At 40.6% G+C, this 18,669-nt stretch carries 19 protein-coding genes; 8 read left to right on the forward strand and 11 right to left on the reverse strand.

The window, feature by feature from the left end; genetic code table 11:
- Positions 1-55: 55 nt before the first annotated feature.
- Positions 56-643: a TetR/AcrR family transcriptional regulator gene (locus tag E5A76_RS02525; RefSeq protein WP_161118004.1), complete on the forward strand. Its 588-nt coding sequence runs from the start codon at positions 56-58 to the stop codon at positions 641-643.
- A 42-nt stretch (positions 644-685) separates the two neighbouring features.
- Here the strand turns inward: E5A76_RS02525 and E5A76_RS02530 are convergent, their stop codons facing one another.
- From E5A76_RS02530 to E5A76_RS02545, 4 genes are all read right to left on the reverse strand, one after another.
- Complete coding sequence (locus E5A76_RS02530) at positions 686-1,876, reverse strand: MFS transporter (protein ID WP_161118005.1); 1,191 nt, start codon at positions 1,874-1,876, stop codon at positions 686-688.
- A 114-nt stretch (positions 1,877-1,990) separates the two neighbouring features.
- Positions 1,991-2,713, reverse strand: a complete 723-nt coding sequence (locus E5A76_RS02535; protein ID WP_161118006.1) for a helix-turn-helix domain-containing protein — start codon at positions 2,711-2,713, stop codon at positions 1,991-1,993.
- A gap of 75 nt (positions 2,714-2,788) precedes the next feature.
- Positions 2,789-3,964 carry a PcfJ domain-containing protein gene (locus E5A76_RS02540; protein ID WP_161118007.1) on the reverse strand — a complete coding sequence of 392 codons (1,176 nt, stop codon included), beginning with the start codon at positions 3,962-3,964 and terminating at the stop codon, positions 2,789-2,791.
- Between the two features lie 272 nt (positions 3,965-4,236).
- The gene (locus E5A76_RS02545; protein WP_161118008.1) at positions 4,237-5,016 is read right to left on the reverse strand and encodes an AraC family transcriptional regulator; all 780 of its coding nucleotides are present in this window, start codon (positions 5,014-5,016) and stop codon (positions 4,237-4,239) included.
- 226 nt (positions 5,017-5,242) lie between these two features.
- Here E5A76_RS02545 and E5A76_RS02550 point away from each other — a divergent pair, with 226 nt between their 5' ends.
- Positions 5,243-6,415: an MFS transporter gene (locus tag E5A76_RS02550; RefSeq protein ID WP_161118009.1), complete on the forward strand. Its 1,173-nt coding sequence runs from the start codon at positions 5,243-5,245 to the stop codon at positions 6,413-6,415.
- Positions 6,416-6,527: 112 nt separating this feature from the next.
- Here E5A76_RS02550 and E5A76_RS02555 read toward each other — a convergent pair whose 3' ends face one another.
- From E5A76_RS02555 to rsuA, 3 genes are all read right to left on the reverse strand, one after another.
- Positions 6,528-7,181 carry a DUF2913 family protein gene (locus tag E5A76_RS02555; RefSeq protein WP_161118010.1) on the reverse strand — a complete coding sequence of 218 codons (654 nt, stop codon included), beginning with the start codon at positions 7,179-7,181 and terminating at the stop codon, positions 6,528-6,530.
- Positions 7,182-7,222: 41 nt separating this feature from the next.
- The gene (locus E5A76_RS02560; RefSeq protein WP_053989633.1) at positions 7,223-8,413 is read right to left on the reverse strand and encodes a Bcr/CflA family multidrug efflux MFS transporter; all 1,191 of its coding nucleotides are present in this window, start codon (positions 8,411-8,413) and stop codon (positions 7,223-7,225) included.
- Between the two features lie 247 nt (positions 8,414-8,660).
- Complete coding sequence (gene rsuA, locus E5A76_RS02565) at positions 8,661-9,356, reverse strand: 16S rRNA pseudouridine(516) synthase RsuA (RefSeq protein WP_107166633.1); 696 nt, start codon at positions 9,354-9,356, stop codon at positions 8,661-8,663.
- A gap of 340 nt (positions 9,357-9,696) precedes the next feature.
- Between rsuA and E5A76_RS02570 the strand changes: the two genes are divergently transcribed.
- From E5A76_RS02570 to E5A76_RS02590, 5 genes are all read left to right on the forward strand, one after another.
- Complete coding sequence (locus tag E5A76_RS02570) at positions 9,697-10,536, forward strand: isopenicillin N synthase family dioxygenase (protein WP_161118011.1); 840 nt, start codon at positions 9,697-9,699, stop codon at positions 10,534-10,536.
- Positions 10,537-10,871: 335 nt separating this feature from the next.
- Entirely contained in the window at positions 10,872-11,366 is a 495-nt protein-coding gene (locus E5A76_RS02575) for a GNAT family N-acetyltransferase (protein ID WP_161118012.1), read from the forward strand.
- Between the two features lie 144 nt (positions 11,367-11,510).
- Positions 11,511-12,074, forward strand: a complete 564-nt coding sequence (locus E5A76_RS02580) for a LemA family protein (RefSeq protein ID WP_161118013.1) — start codon at positions 11,511-11,513, stop codon at positions 12,072-12,074.
- Positions 12,075-12,092: 18 nt separating this feature from the next.
- The gene (locus tag E5A76_RS02585; RefSeq protein ID WP_161118014.1) at positions 12,093-13,049 is read left to right on the forward strand and encodes a DUF3137 domain-containing protein; all 957 of its coding nucleotides are present in this window, start codon (positions 12,093-12,095) and stop codon (positions 13,047-13,049) included.
- Positions 13,050-13,134: 85 nt separating this feature from the next.
- The gene (locus tag E5A76_RS02590; protein WP_161118015.1) at positions 13,135-13,476 is read left to right on the forward strand and encodes a hypothetical protein; all 342 of its coding nucleotides are present in this window, start codon (positions 13,135-13,137) and stop codon (positions 13,474-13,476) included.
- 178 nt (positions 13,477-13,654) lie between these two features.
- On the opposite strand, the gene E5A76_RS02595 is transcribed toward E5A76_RS02590, so the two are convergent.
- The 3 genes from E5A76_RS02595 to E5A76_RS02605 all read right to left on the reverse strand — a co-directional run bounded on the left by E5A76_RS02595 (position 13,655) and on the right by E5A76_RS02605 (position 16,179).
- Entirely contained in the window at positions 13,655-14,149 is a 495-nt protein-coding gene (locus E5A76_RS02595; RefSeq protein WP_161118016.1) for an RDD family protein, read from the reverse strand.
- Positions 14,150-14,279: 130 nt separating this feature from the next.
- Positions 14,280-14,981 (reverse strand): spondin domain-containing protein, encoded by a 702-nt coding sequence (locus tag E5A76_RS02600; protein WP_161118017.1) that lies wholly within the window; start codon positions 14,979-14,981, stop codon positions 14,280-14,282.
- A gap of 130 nt (positions 14,982-15,111) precedes the next feature.
- Positions 15,112-16,179, reverse strand: a complete 1,068-nt coding sequence (locus tag E5A76_RS02605) for an FAD:protein FMN transferase (protein ID WP_161118018.1) — start codon at positions 16,177-16,179, stop codon at positions 15,112-15,114.
- Positions 16,180-16,355: 176 nt separating this feature from the next.
- Here E5A76_RS02605 and E5A76_RS02610 point away from each other — a divergent pair, with 176 nt between their 5' ends.
- Positions 16,356-18,101: a DEAD/DEAH box helicase gene (locus tag E5A76_RS02610; RefSeq protein ID WP_161118019.1), complete on the forward strand. Its 1,746-nt coding sequence runs from the start codon at positions 16,356-16,358 to the stop codon at positions 18,099-18,101.
- Positions 18,102-18,267: 166 nt separating this feature from the next.
- On the opposite strand, the gene E5A76_RS02615 is transcribed toward E5A76_RS02610, so the two are convergent.
- On the reverse strand, positions 18,268-18,669 hold a 402-nt coding region (locus E5A76_RS02615), incomplete at its 5' end, for a cupin domain-containing protein (protein WP_316247315.1).

The following is an 18,669-nucleotide window of genomic DNA, read 5'->3' on the forward strand; positions in this document are numbered from 1 at the left end:
ACATAAAGAAACCAACAACCTACAATTTTGGAAAATAGTTTAAAAAGTTACCCTTATGGCAAATACTCCAAAGTTCGACAGACAGCAAGTCATTGATAAAGCAACTAATTTATATTGGGCTAAAGGCTTTCATGCGACATCAATGCGCGATTTACAAAATGCGATTGATATGAGATCAGGGAGTATTTACGCAGCATTTGGAAGTAAAGAAGAGCTATTTAAACTCGTTCTACAAAACTATCTACAACAAGGGATCGTTGAGCTTAATGAGTATCAACAAACTCTCCCATCACCGCTCGCAGCTTTAAAGCGTTTTATTGAACAGTTAGTCATTGAAACGCCCAAAACAGCACCTAATGGCCTGTGTTTTCTCGCAAAAACAATTGCTGAACTGACGAGTGATCAACAAGAGCTATTAGATGAAGCGTGTCAGTTACTTGATCAAATGGAAGCAGAGTTTGAAAAGGTGATCATTGATGCACAAGAATGCGGTGAGATTGATAAAGAAAAAGATCCTGCAAAGTTAGCTCGCTATATCCAAGTTCAAATTGCAGGACTTCGTACTTATGCTAAAGCGCATCCTAATCATGCGCCTTTGCAAGAAATGATCGATGATATATTTACCAACCAGCCGTTTGTATAAAACAACCAAGGGCAACCATCCTGTTGCCCTTATATTTCCGTTTTAATTTGCAGCTTTTACAAGCACGACAGAATTATCATTCCACCAGCGTTGTACTGAAATATTCACTAATGCCATCGTAATGAGTACACATGCCATCACCCACTCTACACTTGCTAAATGGCTAACAATAAAGGTTAACGTAAAGATCCCAACCATCTGCATTGAGCCAAACAGCGCCCCCGTTTGCCCTTTATGTTTAGGGAATAAATACAGTGCACTGACCGCTACCACTGAGGTTGTTAACCCTGCACCGAAACAGTAAATCCCAATACCAACAATAATGGTAATAATGCTATGAATATACAGATTAGACAGGATGAACAACGCACCGATTAACATAATGGCACTGGCTGTTTTTAAAATATTCCCCTCAGTATGGCGGTATTTTAAAAAACGTACATAAATGATCCGAGCACACAAGCTGCAACCAATCACTGCCAGTGACGACATACCAAAGTATTTCGCTGGGATCTGATACTCCTGCAGCGCAATAAACGACCCCATTAAATAGAACACCAATGCCCCACCGTTCGCCATCACGATCATAGTCAAATAACGAAGAAACTGTGTATTTGTGGCGATCATGGTGTAATCACGCACAATCGCATCCGGCTTCGTTGCATGAATATTTTTCTCTAAATGGGTTTCTTTTAAGCCCAATCCAATCACAACCAAGAGTAAGATTGATAAACCCAGCATGAACCAGAAACTACTTTGCCAGCCGTAATGACTTTCTAAATAGCCTCCGATAGCAGGCGTTGAAGCAGGTAAACACATGAAGAGAATACTGACCCAAGACAGCACATCGACTAAGCGCTCTTTTGATAAGGAATCTTGCAAAATTGTACGGCAAAGTAGAAACAATGCGCCCACACCCATACCTTGAATGGCACGTCCTACAATCAACCAACTTAACTCATGGGACGCTAAACATACGCTAGAGCCAAAAATGAAGACCACTGAGCCAAGTAAGGCGATGGGTTTTCGACCAAAACGCTCTGCTATAGTGCCGCAAATTAACTGGCTGATCCCAAGCGCAATAAAGAACACACTCACTGTTTGCTGTACAGCAGTCGATGACACATTCAATGCGCCAGACATCGCAGGTAAGCTCGGCGTGTACATATCCGACGCAAAGAAATAGCTACACGCCATGAGTAAACTGATAGAAACTAAACGAAATAAAGACATGGCAACAATCCTCATAGTTGGTGCCTATATCTTATGAGGCTGGTGGGATTGATGCTTTTGAGCAGACGCCAAGGAGGTTGTGATTTTGCGCCAACTTATATTGAATGAGCAGGATTAATCCAACACTTTGTCTAGTTTAAAGCGATTAAAGGCATGAGAAAATGCAGATAAGCTGTTGTAGCCTAAATCCAATGCAATATCGGTATGCGGCACACCAGCTTGACTCAACTGCCATGCTTTCTCCATCACCCATTGCTGTCTCAGCTCTCGAAATGGTTGATCAAAAGTGGCTAAAAATAAGCGATTCAAGGTTCTTGATGATGCGCCACAATGCTCAGCAAAGCTATCTAATGACAGCTTAATATCAGGTTGTATGGTTAGTGCTTCAATGATCGGCAATAAGCGTTTATCAATATCTTGATGACTTTGATAGGTATCATTTTGATAACGTTGATTCTTTAACTGATCGATAAACACTGCCAGATAATGTGATTGGATCGCTTCATCATACTCCGCCCCCTGAGCATCAATTTCCGCCATCACTTGTACCATTAAACGATTCGTCGAAATCACACCCATATCATCATGAAAATGGGGCATAACATCAGGATGTGCATGAATAATACTGACTCGGGTATCTTTTAAAACTTTTAAATAATGCAGTCGATGTAAAGGCACCCAAAGTAATTGTCCACCCACCGCAAGAAAGCGCTTATCATCACTACTGGCAATACCACAACCACGATGAATATAGAAAAGCTGCACAAAATCATCATGTGAATGCGGTGCTTTTTCTTGCGTGGGAGCATAACTTTGTAAGGTGTGAAATAACCGCATCTATTACCCTTTAACTTATATCCTAGTCATTCGTAAGCATATCTAACTGACTAGGATATATTAATAAGGCGACTATTATGACCTAACAGCCTTCATGCTGTCTAACCAACCGTATACCGCTTCCAAGGTTTCAGATGACGGCATACGATTATTACGAGCTTGAATTTGATCAACCGTATAGATCTCACTACGACGACCATTAGCAAAGTAATGGCGCTTTAAGCCAATCGTCACACGCTCTGGCATGAACATTTTGTACACCAGATACTCGCCTTTTATGATCCGATTGTGGTAAATCGACACACAGTGATTCTGCTCAAAACCCTCTTGCTCAAGTTCTTGATAATCACAAATCGGCACAATATTGTTATTACCAGGAAATGGGATCACATAAGGCTTATTACTATTCACATCAGGGACAAAGTTGATCGTATGCTGCGCCACTACCCAACGATCATGCAGTGCTCTTAACTCTTCATAAGACGTCACAGCATGAATCCGTTTAATTGAATCGACATCTAATACCCGATAACCAAGCTGGAACACATCCGATAATATTTGGTTAATTTGAAAACGCTCGCGCTGATTGGTTCGTGCTAAATGACGCCCTAGCGGTGTACCAGTTAACGTTGGCCATTGCAGGTAAATCTGTAAGGTTAAGTTAGTAATGGTGTTGTAATGACGGAACAATTGGAACGACATAACATCAGGATCCAACAGCCGATGAATGATCAAAACGATCGAACGAGTCGAGAAGTCACTATCAATCCGATCAAGAAAACGTAGCGCAGCACGGCTTGATGCCAAACCTAATCGTTCTAATATCTTACGTTGACCTAATTCACACAGTGCCAGCACTTCATCCTGATCTAACGGGTATTGTTCACACACCAAGTACAGTAAGGTTGGGCGTTGAAGTAATAGCTCACGGGCTTTCTCGCTCATCGCAGCTATCTTAAGCATATATACCCCAAGATCAGCATAACCTCTTGCCTGTTTCACTAACCCCTTAGGAATACTCGCAATCCATGCTTTCCCGCCCTCTAACGACTCAATATGTTCAATGTAGAACGAACAACTCCCCTCTAATGGTTCACGATGACCATCAGGGTAAGATCGGTACATAGCAAGATTGTCCTGCCAATCATAGAATTCGAGTTCAAAAGGGAAAAAAGTTAGCGCTTCATCAAATGATAAAACTAATGGCGTTGAGTGATGAAACTCTTCGCGCTCAGCACAACAAGCAAGCATAAATATCCATATAAATCTGTTAGCCTTGAGTGATTGTTATCGTTATTTGCTCAATAAGTTTTGATATGAAAAACAATAACAATTGATAAATCTATCATGCCTTAGCGAAGTGAAGATTCAACTGGAAAACTGCAAGGATGAGAACCTAGTACGAAAAATCCATTAGACAATATGCGGGCAATTTTACTGTGTGAACACGGTTATTCTTTCGCAAAAACCGCGTCAAATATGCTTTGAAATCAAGCAACAAGATAAATAATCCACCAGCAGCGCTAACTTTTGTGATCACGGATAAAATTTGCTGGTGTATAACCCGTTTTATCACGAAAGAAGCTAATGAATGCACTATCACTTGAGAACGCTAAATGGTGGGCAATATCTGATATTCGCCAGTTTTTAGATAACAATTCAATTGCAGTTAATAAACGCCATTGTTGTCGCCAACTTTGATAGGGCATCCCCACTTCTTTATTAAAAATACGGGTAATGGTTTTCGCACTTGCGCCCACGTGTTGACTCAGCTCAGCTAATGTAGGCGCAGTAAACTCGTCACTATCAATATCAGCCAACCAATGTTTTAAACGAAGATCAGAAGGCAATGGCAAATTTAGATGGTTATCTTCGGCAAGGTTTAACTCTTCAATTAAAAGATTCACTGCATTGATCTGCTCATCGTCAGGCTTATCGAATGACCAAAATGCCATTCTCTCCATTAAGGCAGACATTAACGGATTAATATCAAAAATTTTCAGCGTTCTTGGTAATCGTGATTGCAAGCTTTGAGCAAAATATAACGATCGATACTGAGTCACATTGCTGGTTTGCGCTTTGTGTTCAATGCCAGATGGGATCCAAGCAGCCCTCATTGGTGGCAACACGCATTTCACCCCATCTAAACTGATCACCATACAACCATGATGAGAAAACAATAGCTGATCTTTATTATGGGTATGATAGCCAGAGTCATGTTCAACCAGATCAGCAGCCAAACCAATCACTAAACCATGATGATCATCAGCATGAAACCTGTCACCGTCTGTAATAAAAGCCATTACCTTACCCTTTTTCTTTACTTACCTTGAGCTAAAACTGTCCTTAAAATGATATTTATTGTTCCAATGTTAATATCAGACCATTCATCACCCACTTTATACTTTCCCTCATTGAAATAACAGTCTCGCGGTTCATTCACTAGCGATGACATAGCAGCTTACCCATCGCCACCTATACAGTTTTCACTAAGTTTTGGGTGTGGAAGGCAAAGCACAAGAGGAAGTCATGAACACAAAAAACATTTCAACATTGTTAGCCGTTGCGCTTTTAATGTTTCCACAATTATTAGAAACCATGTATAGCCCTGCGCTAACATCAATTAAAAATCACTTTGCAGTGACGACAACGCAAGCAGCCCAAGCATTATCGATCTTCTTTATGGTCTTTGCGCTCGGGGTGGTGTTTTGGGGAACCATGTGTGATGTGATTGGGCGTCGTCGTTCAACCTTAAGTGGTTTAGTGGTGTGTATTGCATCAGCATTGTTTTGCTATTTCGCCACAAGCTTTCAAGCACTATTAATTGGCTTTGGTACCTGTGCTTTTGGTGCTGCAGTTGGCTCGGTATGTACTCAAACCATTTTACGAGACAGCTTTGAAGGTGCGAGTTTAGCGAGAATATTCTCAATCGCAGCAACCACCATAGGTCTTAGTCCTGTCATTGGAATGCTACTTGGTAGCTGGTTAACCGCACACGGTGGCTATAGTTGGGTATTTGCCGCAATGTTCCTAATGCTTAGCTTACTACTTGTTTGGGGAGCTGTCGCACTGCCAGAGACTAAACCTAACCACATTAAACGCGATAGCTTATTTCTGGTAGCAAATAAGATGATCCGTGACAGCCATATTTGGTATACCGCATTGATGGTGGGACTGGCGAACATTGCCCTGTTCTCTTACTACAATATTGCCCCATTTATGTTTGAACACTTAGGCACCAGCGTGAAGTTCTTCGGAAACACCAGCTTTGTATTAGCTCTCGGATCTATATTAGGCTCACTGCTCAATATTCGATTACTACGTAAAAAGCTAAACGGTGATCTTATTGTCATGCTATCAACCGTGTTGTTACTTAGCGCTGGTATCGGTGTTTACCTGTTACAACAAACAGTATGGTTCTTTATTCCCATGGCGTTAGTTTCATTGTCATTTGGTTTAGCGCTACCGAACTTGTTTAGTACCGCACTGGTTAATTACCGTCATCACCTTGGCAGTGCGGGCGCATTACTTGGCTTGTTCTACTACTTGATCATTGGTTTTGGTTTAGAGCGTGCCTCTAACATGGGCAATCTAGCACTCACCATCCTATTGTGTGGTGGCATTTCATTGGCACTAGTGTTGATAAAATGGCTGGCAGCAAAAACCAATAAACAAACGGGTGATAACGCCACTGCAAATTAATCATCAAGCAATGAATAAGCACTATCGCTAATCGCAGCTAACAAAAAAGCCGCATAAGAGACTCTACTTTAAAAGAATCTCATGCGGCTTTTATCGCGATAGCGTTGTGAAATTAGTTCACGACTGTTGGCAATTCAGGTAACTGTGTCCCTGCGTTATCCGGGTAAATCACAAACTCACCGTGGAACTTCACTTTCGATTTGTAATCTGTGATTTTGTATAGCAACAAGCCTTGTTGATAAGCCAAATCAATAAACTGTTGAGTATTACCACGTACGTAGAATGATAATGGCTTCACCAGTGCGCCTTGCTCATCAATGGATTGCTTGTATTGTGCCGCACACACCACTAACGATGCTTGGCCATCAGTATGATGTGACACTTTACGATTCACTTCATATTCATTAGTGATCAACCAATCTGCCTGTTCCAATACTTGGTAAAAACCATTAATTAATTCAGCATTAATCACGGTTGATTTACCGTCAGTATCATTTAATCCACTTAGAGTATTTTTGATACGCTCAAATTGCACTTTAAGTTGGGCATTTTTACCCATAGTACGAGATTGCTTCTGCCACTGTAGTAAGGTTTTAGACACACAATGATCAAAGTGTTGTTGCTTGATCATCTTCGTTACCCATGCACTTAAAAACACAGTTTCACTCACTGGGTTTTTCTGCGTTTTACCAGCCTCTTGTGCGGCAACCAATGTTGATAACCCTTCCGTTACCACATTAAGAATTTCGTTATAGAAAGAAGTCATAAATACATTAAACAATAAAATAAATAGAGCTTACGACGTGCTTACGCATCTTTCGCTAAGCACCAATAAAATCCGGCAGATAGAACTGCACACACCGCCATTGTTCCAGCCATTGGCCATGCTGTGCTATCTGGCATTAGGGCGACAATACTACCGACAAGTGAACCAATACCAAAGCGGAATGTGCCGCCTAATGAAGATGCCGTACCTGCCATTTGTGGGTAACGGGCTAACAAACACGCCATTGCGTTACTACCGATAATAGATAACGTACCTACGAAGAACATCACAGGTAACACTGTGCCCCATAAGCCAAAGTTTAACCATTGACCTACCAGTAACATGATGCCAGCAAGCAATTGGATCGCTAAACCTAATCGTAGCATCCAGTGTGTTCCTTTCTTTCTTACTAAACGACCATTTAGCGTTGTCATCATGATCAGAACAACAATGTTGAGGCCAAAGTAGAAACCAAAGTTCGCCACACTCACACCGTAGATATCAATGTAAACAAACGAACCTGCGGTTAAGAAAGTAAACATTCCGGCAAACGAGAAGCCACTACAGAAAATCAGCCCCAATACAATTGGGTTTGCTAACAGTTTGGCATAGTTGCGAATAATCGACATGAAATGAAACGGAATACGATTTTCTTTTGGTAATGTTTCTTTGATTTTAAAGATAATCGAAAGCAATACGATCACGGCAAAAATAGCCAAGAACCAAAACACAGAACGCCAGCCAAACCACACCGATAAGTGACCACCAATCATAGGTGCCAATAACGGTGCAACTGTCATTACCAAAGTAACGAATGACATGGTACGAGAAAACTCTTCACGCTCGAACATATCACGCACTAATGCACTGATGATCACGGCAGCTGCTGCGCCAGCAAAACCTTGTAATACACGGATAAAGGTTAATTCGGTAATATTGGTACTTAATGCACCAAGCACGGTAAGAATGAAGAAAGCGACAGTACCGAGCAATAACATAGGTCGACGTCCATAACTGTCAGCTAATGGACCATGGACTAACTGCCCTAGTGCGAAACCCGTGGTGTAAGCCGTTAATGTCACCTGTACAAGACTTGGAGAAACAAGGAAATCTTTAGCAATGCTTGGCATCGCAGGAAGGTACATATCAATAGCCAGTGGCGTTAATGCAGCAATAGCACCGAGGATCAAAATCAATTGCAGGCTCAGACGTGAGCTGTTTGGCGGGTTCATAGCACCTCTTATTATAGGTATATTAGTAAGATGTTCGAAGAAAAGCCTATATTTTACGATAAAAGACTTAAGCAGAACCTTTCTAATATGGAAAAGTGCTATTTCCTTTCTGTCATTATATTCGCTTAGTGAATATTTAATAATCAACAAATAAAATAAAAGGCATAAATAACAAAGCAACGATTAAGTTGTTGTTCTTATGCCTTTTATTACAACACATAATTTATAAACTTACATCACAAATCGTTTATTTAATAAAAGATGCAATCTCTTTTTCCGTTAATGGGCGGTATTCACCTGGCTCTAAGTCTTCATCAAGCTCAACAGCACCGACACGCTCACGGTGTAAGCCAACAACCTTGTTACCCATTGCGGCAAACATACGTTTAACTTGGTGGTATTTACCTTCAGTGATTGTCAGTAACGCTTCATTCTCACCTAGAATTTCTAGCTTCGCTGGGCGAGTTAGCTCTTTCTCACTACGAAGCTGCACACCATCAGCAAACTGCTGAATGTAATCTTCAGTAATTGGATCTGCTGTTTCAACGTAGTAGGTTTTTTCACACACATGGCGCGGTGACGTAATACGGTGTGACCATTGACCGTCATCCGTTACCAGAACAAGACCTGTAGTATCACCATCTAAGCGACCAGCAACATGCATTTTCTCTGGGCTAATTTCATCAAACAGCACGAAGATCGTTGGATTGAAATCATCAACGTGTGAACACACAAAACCTTGTGGCTTATTCAGCATGTAGTAACGAGGGCCTTGCAACGATAACGAACGTCCGTTGAATTCTACATCGCAATCATCTGTGACTTGAACAGAGCCGTTACGAACAACTTCACCATTCACTTCAACCATGCGATCTTTAAGAATTTTACCGGCTTCTTTACGTGTGATACCTAACGTAGTACCTAAGAATTTATCAAGCCTCATTAACTGGCTCCGTTACTTGCTGCAAAAGGTCGGTATTATAAGACCAAATAACAAAGATGCATTAAAAACTTACGTACCGTTTTGTTTCTGTTAACTGCAATCAAACAGCAACAACTCAATACGCCTTCCCCTTCTTTACGCACATTAAATCACCAACAATTACGCTAAAAAGCATTATTTACCACTATGAACACTGTGTTTCCCCACATTTGCGTGCTACATCCTTGTTACGGTTTTGTTTCCTAAATAGAATAGTCACGCTCAGTTAAACGTTTGCTATATACCCAGTCACCTAAAACGGCTGGATATAGATAAAAAAGATAAAGTCAGGATCATCATAATGAAACTAGAAGCGGTAGATTACACGGCAGACAATGCGAAACAGCTCTTTGTTGAATCACTACGCAATACCGGTTTCGGGGTATTAAAAAATCACCCTATTCAGCAAAAATTAGTTCAAAGTATCTATGACAATTGGTACCAGTTTTTCAATAGTGAAGAAAAGTCAGATTTTCTCTTTAATGTAGAAACGCAGGATGGCTTATTCCCGACTGAAGTATCAGAAACCGCAAAAGGTCATACCAAAAAAGACATTAAAGAGTACTTCCACTACTACCCTTGGGGTCAATGTCCACCAGCACTGAAGCAAGAAATCCAACAGTATTACCAAGAAGCCAATGAACTGGCGACCGAGTTACTCGCTTGGGTTGAAGAATTCTCACCGAATGATATTTCAGACAACTACTCACAGCCACTGTCGAGCATGATTGATGGTAGCGAAAAAACCTTGTTACGCGTATTGCACTACCCACCATTAAAAGGTGATGAAGAGTTAGGTGCCATTCGTGCAGGAGCCCATGAAGACATTAACCTATTAACTATTCTTCCAGCAGCTAACGAGCCTGGGCTGCAAGTACTGGCTAAAGATGGCAGTTGGATCGATGTACCTTGTGATTTTGGTAACCTGATCATCAACATTGGTGACATGCTACAAGAAGCATCAAATGGCTACTTCCCTTCTACCACTCACCGAGTGATCAATCCTGAAGGTGCCGATAAAACCAAATCACGCATTTCATTACCGCTGTTTTTGCATCCAAAACCAGAAGTCGTGCTGTCTGAAAAATACACTGCAGATAGCTACTTAATGGAACGCCTACGTGAACTTGGCGTGATCTAAATCACACCAGACCTACCTAAAAAAAGAACTCAGCGTTTACCTTGCTAGGTTAACGCTGAGTTCACTAACTAACCATAATGTAAGTAAGCTCAAAAATCTGAACATTTTTTCGTGGCTCTTGTCTCATTATGAGTGAGTTGAAACCGTTTTGTTATGCAAACAATCTATTATTGGCTTATATATCCAAGTAAGTTCAGGGTACCAAATTAAGCAAAAGTGACTTGGATATAATAACTTACCGCTTTTGTTCTTGATTACGTTTACATTTAGACTTTCAGATCTATAGTTCATTGAGAACCCAAAAGGTTGCCATAGATCTTACTTAGGGACACCGTATGAAAATCTCGTTAACGACGCCAGTACTTTCATCTCTTGATACATTCCTTAAACTGATTGACGAATTATTTGCTTACGAAGCCCTGCCACAAAAGGTAGAGCAAACCTCTGCAGCAGTTAAACAGCTGCTTGCCTCACCAGAATTAGGCCATGCTTGGTTTATTGAAGTTGAAGAAAATGGTCAAACCCAAATCGCAGGACATCTAATTGTTAGTTACGCATTTAGCCTAGAGCATGGTGGTAAGGTCGGCTTGATTGATCAATTCTATTTAAAGCCAGAGTGGCGACAAAAAGGCATAGGCTCTGCCCTATTCCCTCAAGTAGAACAAAATGTGATAAATGATGGGATCAAAGCCCTATCGCTTGAAGTGAATATTGGTAATGCCGGTGCTCGTACCTTCTATGAACGTCAAGGGTTTGTACCGCGCCGTCAGTTCTGCATAATGACAAAAACATTAGTTCAAAGCACCGTTCCGCTACACGTTGCTTCATAAAAATTGCTAACCATCCGCATTCTAAGCCTTGCATTGTCATTATTCATTGCAAGGCTTTTTTGATTAAGCATATGAATCTATTGACGACTTAGCTAGAATCATCAGCATAAACTCGCCTTTTCACTTTTCAAATCAAGGAATGTTATGAGCCTTATTATCACGATTGCGGTTATTGCGCTGCTTGCCTTTATCTATATCTCAATGCGCAATGGATTAATTGGTAAGAAAAACCAAGTTGCTAACGCAGAATCGAGCATTGATGTGATGCTGAAAAAACGCTTTGATTTACTGCCAAACCTTATTGAAACCGCTAAAGCGTACATGCAGCATGAAAAAACAGTATTAACTGAACTCACCGAGCTACGCTCTCAAGCTAATAGCGCCACCAGCACTGATGAAAAAGCTGCGCTAGATAAACAAATGAGTAGTGCCCTTTCCCATTTCCGTGTCGCGGTTGAAGCATACCCAGAGCTAAAAGCAAACGAGAATATTGATACTGTATTACGTTCAATGAATGAGGTTGAAGCGCAATTATCAGCTTCTCGTCGTAGTTTTAATGCCGCAGTTACTGACTTCAACAATGCTGTAGAAATGTTTCCGTCTAGCATTATTGCTAACAGCATGAACCTAAAGAGCTTACCTTTGTTTGAAATCCCAGAGGTAGAACGCCAAAACATTGATGCCGCAGCATTGTTTAATAACAAGTAATCATCACTAGGTCTTATTATGGAAGATCGTATTTCTGCCCTATACGAACAAGGCTTAAGAGAACAACTCTCAAGCCTTGAATCTACCCGTCAACATGTGATCAAACAACTATGGATTGCCTTAGCAACAGGTGCAATAACCGCTGCTATTGCGATCCCGCTTGCGCTGCATTACGACAGCTTGCCATTGGGCATTATCGCTACCTTTGTTATCTCGCTTTTTATGCTGGTACGTTTTTCTAAACAGAAAAAACAATACAGTGTGACTTATAAAGAAAAGGTAATCACTTCTCTGCTGGCTAACATCAATGACAGTTTTCAATATCAACCGCTCTCAGCAATCTCTGAGCATGACTATCAAGCGAGCCAACTGTTTCCAACGCATTATGACAGCTACCAAGGCGAGGATTTCGTAGAAGGTAAAATAAGCAAAACCACGCTGCGTTTTTCAGAACTCAATACTCAAGTTAAAAAACAGCGCATAAACCAAAAAGAAGATCGTGAGGAATGGGAAACCATTTTTAACGGTATTTTCTTTGTAGCTGACGCCAATAAGAACTTCACTAGCAAAACACTGATTGTGCCTGCTAAAAATGCGTTTTTCTCAGCGATTAGCGATTCAGTCACACAATTATTTAACCGTAAATCAGATCGTGTAAAGCTCGAAGATCCTCGCTTTGAACAACACTTTTCGGTTTATAGTAATGATCAAATTGAAGCTCGTTACTTGCTAACCCCAGCGATGATGGAAAGGTTGGTAGATTTTGTCGCCAAAGCGAAAAGCAAAGTCTCACTGTCGTTTATTGATAACAATATCTACATTGCCATCAGCAACAGTAAAAACTATTTCGAGCCCGCCCTATTTACTCAATCTGACAGTTTCGAATCGGTGCAAGACATTGCCCAAGATCTACAGTTCGTTATCGATATTGTGAATGACTTAGATCTCAACACCCGTATTTGGACCAAACACTAGTTATCTCTCATTCCTTGATTTACGATGGCAACAGTGCGTATTAAGACAGCAATGTTGTTATCGTAAATCAGTAAGAAGTTTATACATGAACGATCTCATTACCTACATTTTAGCTTTTAACGCTAATGAATCTTCCATTATCGATAGGAAAATACAGCAACACACTTACCTTGAAGATGATGTAGAGATCCATCATACAGAAGAGTGTGCAACCTTCAGTAACGGTGCCGTTATGTTAAAAACCACTGAGTTTGATGAAACGCTAGATATACTTGACGATACTGTATGCCCTGAATGTTGGATCAATTACGAAATCATTACCCAACCATCAGAAGATGTGATTTCACCGAAAAAGAAAATATTTACCAGCCGATGCCAAGAGTCTTTTTGGCTCAAACTGCAAAAAACACGTACTGAGCTAAACTGACAAATTTATTAGTTCTATACTTAAAGTATGAAGAAAATTACCCCATGTTTTTGTTGGTGGAAGTTAGTCTTTTACGCTGCAATTGCGCTTATTCTCTTACTTCTTACCTCCTAAGCAAAGTTATCTATTTGCTAGATTAATGAGACATTTTAACCCTTTCAACAGCAAGCTTATTCAGTTAATACTTTTGAATAACCATTGTGCCTGCAATGAAATCATGTAACAGCCTCTTATATGGATGGAACTTTAACAGTAAGCCATTAATAGCGAATAATAAAATCGGGGGAACAATAAAGGTCATCATCCCTAAATATGAATAAAATATTTGTCTAAGTACTACAGTGATCATTGATGCTTTAAAACCATTTTTCATCACTATTTGCGTTCCAACAAAACGCATACCAAATGTCTGACCTTCTCTAAAAAAAGACCAATTAACAATAAGAAATAAAACCGTATTTAGAATACTCAATACCACTCGGTTGTATTCCATACCCATCATATGACCAAAGGAGTATATTTCTTGATAACGTATTAAATTATAAAGATAAAGTAGGATGATAGAAATGACGCTAAAAACCAGAAGATCCATTAATCCGGATAAAAAGCGTTTAATAGAACTTGCCGCAGCATAACAATCGTTTTGCTCGGTAAATGCAGTATTACTCTTCACGTTGCTGACCTAAAATTTTTTCGAAGTGTAAAATACTCTTAATAAAAAAACGTCAACTCATGTCACAATACTGTTACTCATAATGTAAAGGCATAACTATAGATAGCCATGCCTTTCATAGTTAATAAGACTAATCTATCCTTTCAAACTTAAATGTGCCGATATGTTGTTTGGTTTGGTACTGCACACCATCTTGAAAATCAGTATCCACTCTCAATGTACTTAATAAAGAAATAGGATTTGGTGGTGAATTCGGAAAATCTGGTGCAGTAAAATCAATACCACTATCGCTACCAGCATCGTAAACCCACAATTGCACCTCTACTTCGTTTTGCCATTTACCATCTTTAAATAGCGCCACACCATCAACCCCAGTAAACCAATCAGGGCTTGGCGCTAACATGGTGATAACCGATACCAGTGGATAATCTTGTGATATATCAAACTGCACTTCGACATCATCGTCTGTCGCTGGAATACCGTTGCCACTAATAATATGTCCTGAATTACCGTTATTTTGAATAACCCCTATTTCAGACTCTAACGTGGTTTTCGAGCCCGTCTCTGCAACACTGATCACACCTGCACTGGCGGTTTGCCCCACTTCAAATAACTTTACTTGCACATTATGGGTAAGCCCAATCAAACCAGAGAAATGACGATCAGCAGGATAATTGGTCGGAAAGTTTGTTGCATTCCACTCAGAATCAAAATCAAGCGTATAACGTGCAGTTTGTGCGGTGGGATCTTTACTGTCATTGTCACTACTACCGCCACATCCTTGAATTAATAAAGCAGTCACAGTAGAAAGGATAAATAAATTGAGCTTCATATCTAGTACCTTCAATAAACATCAGTAGAGGTTAAACACTAGATATAAATTTTAGCTGGATTATAAATGTAAGAAGTCTTATCTAGATGATCTATCCAGATAAGACTCTTTGATAGCTATATTTCAGCCATTACTTCTGCTGGCTTAACGTAATGTTCTTATAATGAATTAGTGCATTACTCTTCGAACTCTTAAAGGTATCGTTCACATCTTGAATGTAGTAAACAGGTAATGATTCTTCATTCGCCACAGCTTTGCCTTCATCAGGACCTAAACACAGCATGGTTGTTGCCCACGCATCGCCTTCAACAGGGTTAGTGCCAAACACAGAAGCCGACACTAAATCGTGAGTAATTGGCGCACCCGTACGAGGATCTAAAATGTGTGAATAGTCTTTTTTACCATCTTTGAAATTATGATGGTAAGTGCCTGACGTATTTAGCGATACACCATTCTCATCATTGATTGTCACGATCTGATACGGGCGAATACCGTCTTTCAACGCTATAGGCTGTTCAATTGCCACGCGCCATTTTTCACCCATTGGCTTATGACCTTTGATCTTCATATCGCCACCGAACTCAACCAAGTAGTTCTCGACACCATCAAATTCTAGGATCTGACTTAAACGGCTGATCGCATAACCCTCACCCATTGACGATAAATCAAGTTGAAGTTGAGGAATGGTTTTGCGAATGCGTAAGTGCTCAGGATCGATTTCAATCTTATCGATACCCATATCATCACGGATCTTAGTAATTTGAGCAGCCGTTGGCACATTCAGTGTTTCACCTTGGAAACCCCAAAGTTTGTATAGCGGCTGAATCGTCGGATCGTAACAGCCGTGGCTAGCTTTATTAATCGACTGCGCTAAAGACACCATGTAGATGAAATCTTTCGACGCAGGTTGCCATTCAGTAGACGTACTTTTATTGAATTTCGAAATATACGAATCGTTACGATAAGTCGAATACTCTTTATCAATTGCCGCTAACGCTGTATCAAATTGTGCTTTAACTTTTGAAGGTGAAACTTCGTCTTTCGACCAGTAACTCACATGGTAAGTCGTACCTTCAGCAAAACCTGCAATTTTTTCTAACTTTGGTGGTTGACTACAGCCCGACAACATCATGATTGCGGATAGCGTTAATGCCGTACAGCTCCGCTTAAGAACAACATTCGACGTTTTCTCGAACATACAAAAACCTTATTGATTCGTAAATGTAAGCAAAGTTTACCAATAGTTACTAAACACTACTAGATAGAGGCAAAACACTGCATTTAGCGACACGTTCTCACCATCAATGAAAGGCTTTGCCAAACCACTGGTTAAATGTACACTAGTCAGGTTTTTAGCTAATCCAGTACCGTGTTATGTATACTCTTCGTCCTTATCAACAAGATAGCGTAAATGCCACCCTTCATTACTTTCGCAAACACAATACCCCTGCGGTACTGACCTTACCGACAGGTGCAGGTAAAAGCCTCGTAGTAGCTGAACTTGCCCGCATTGCTCGTGGTCGTGTATTGGTGTTAACCCACGTTAAAGAGCTGGTGGAGCAAAACCACGCCAAATACGAAAGTTATGGCTTAAAAGCAGCGATTTTCTCAGCAGGATTAGGACGAAAAGAAACCGACCAACAAGTGGTCTTTGCCTCGGTACAATCTATGGCAAATAGCTTAGATAAATTCAAAGAGCAATTTTCACTGCTGGTTATTGATGAATGTCACCGTGTTCCCGACGATGAAAATAGCGCGTATCGCAAGGTCATCAAGCACGTTCAAGAAGTAAACCCAAACATTAAGATCCTTGGCTTAACAGCTACCCCTTATCGTTTAGGTATGGGATGGATTTACAAATACCATACTCGTGGTCAAGTGCGTACCGAGCAAGATCGCTTCTTCCGTGACTGTATTTTTGAACTACCGATCCGCTATTTATTAGACGAAGGCTTTTTAACCGAGCCTAAAATGATGGATATGGCCGTACTTGGCTATGATTTTTCATCGCTAACGCCCTCTTCGACAGGACACTATAAAGAAGCCGATTTAGATAGCGTGATTGAGAAATCAGGGCGTGCGACACCGATGATCATCGAACAAGTCATCGACTACGCCAAAGATCGTAAAGGCGTGATGATATTCGCTTCAACCGTTAATCATGCCCAAGAGATCATGGGGTATCTGGCTGGCGAAAATGCCGCTTTAGTGATTGGTGATACCAGCATTGAAGAGCGTGATCGCATCATCAACGATTTCAAAGATCAGAAAATCAAATACCTTGTTAACGTATCAGTATTAACCACAGGCTTTGATGCGCCCCATGTGGATTTAATTGCTATTTTGCGCCCAACAGAATCTATCAGCCTATATCAACAGATTGTTGGTCGAGGCTTACGTCTATCCAAAGGCAAAGAAGATTGTTTAGTGCTGGAATATGCCGGCAACTGTTACGATTTATACCAACCTGAAGTTGGCGATCCTAAACCGAATAGTGAAAGTGAAGTCGTCATGGTGCCATGCCCTGCTTGCGGCTTTAAAAACAGCTTTTGGGGCAAACTCGATCCCGCAGGGTTCTTAGTTGAGCATTATGGTCGTCGTTGCCAAGGCTATTTTGAAGACGATGAAACAGGTGAACGTGAAGAATGCGGTTATCGTTTCCGTGCTAAATACTGCGAAGAATGTGGCGCTGATAATGATATTGCCGCCAGACGTTGCCACCAATGTGACGCTGTCATGGTTGATCCTGATAAAAAGCTTCGTGATGCGTTAAAGCTAAAAGATGCCATGATCATGAAATGTACCGACATGCGTTTAGAGCCGGGTAAAAACAAGTTTGATAAACCGCAGCTTAAAGTGGTCTATATCGGTGATGAAGGTAATGAGATCAACGAAGTGTGGACGCTTTCCAATAAAACCCAGAAACAAGAATTTCTAAAGCGTTTTATTAATCCCCATTTAGTGGATCGTCATCGCCCATTTACTGATACTGCTCCAACCAAGGTTGCCAATAACGAGCACCGTTTACGTCCTCCAGAGATAGTCATCGCTCGCAAGAATGGTCGATTCTGGGCAATTAGAGATAAGTTGTTCGATTTGGATCAGTATGAGAAAAACTAAACTACAATTGATTAGCTGTACGAGATCGTACAGCTAACATGCTAGTAATTAAACTAACAACAGGACAAAGTCGTTTAGCTTAATGCCGTTAATTCCGCAAGAGCTTGGTTCAGGAGCAGTCACTTGCACTTCTCACTTAGAAGGGAGCATTGAGACCCATTAGCCATCATATCCATTCCTGATCACTGAACTCGACAGTTTCTTTTGACTTAATAGAGCCAGTATGAGCGGTGCTTGCAGGCTCTACCATTAAGAAATGGGTTTCCTCATCAGCCACCGGGCAATGCTCTACACCTTTGGGTACAACATAAAGTTCACCGGGATTTAAACTAACGGAACCGTCCCTAAACTTAAGCGTTAGTTTACCTTTGAAAACAATAAATAATTCATCTTCATTATCATGAGAATGCCAAATTAACTCCCCTTTACCCTTCGCTATTTTTACAAGCTGACCATTTGACTGAGCAATTACTTTAGGAGTCCACTTTTCAGTGAATAAAGAAAATTTTTGTTCAATATTAATCTTGTTCATGTTCTCTCCTTGATGCATAACAACTATATTAATAAC

Source organism: Photobacterium lucens, from assembly GCF_009873615.1.
GTDB lineage: Bacteria > Pseudomonadota > Gammaproteobacteria > Enterobacterales > Vibrionaceae > Photobacterium > Photobacterium lucens.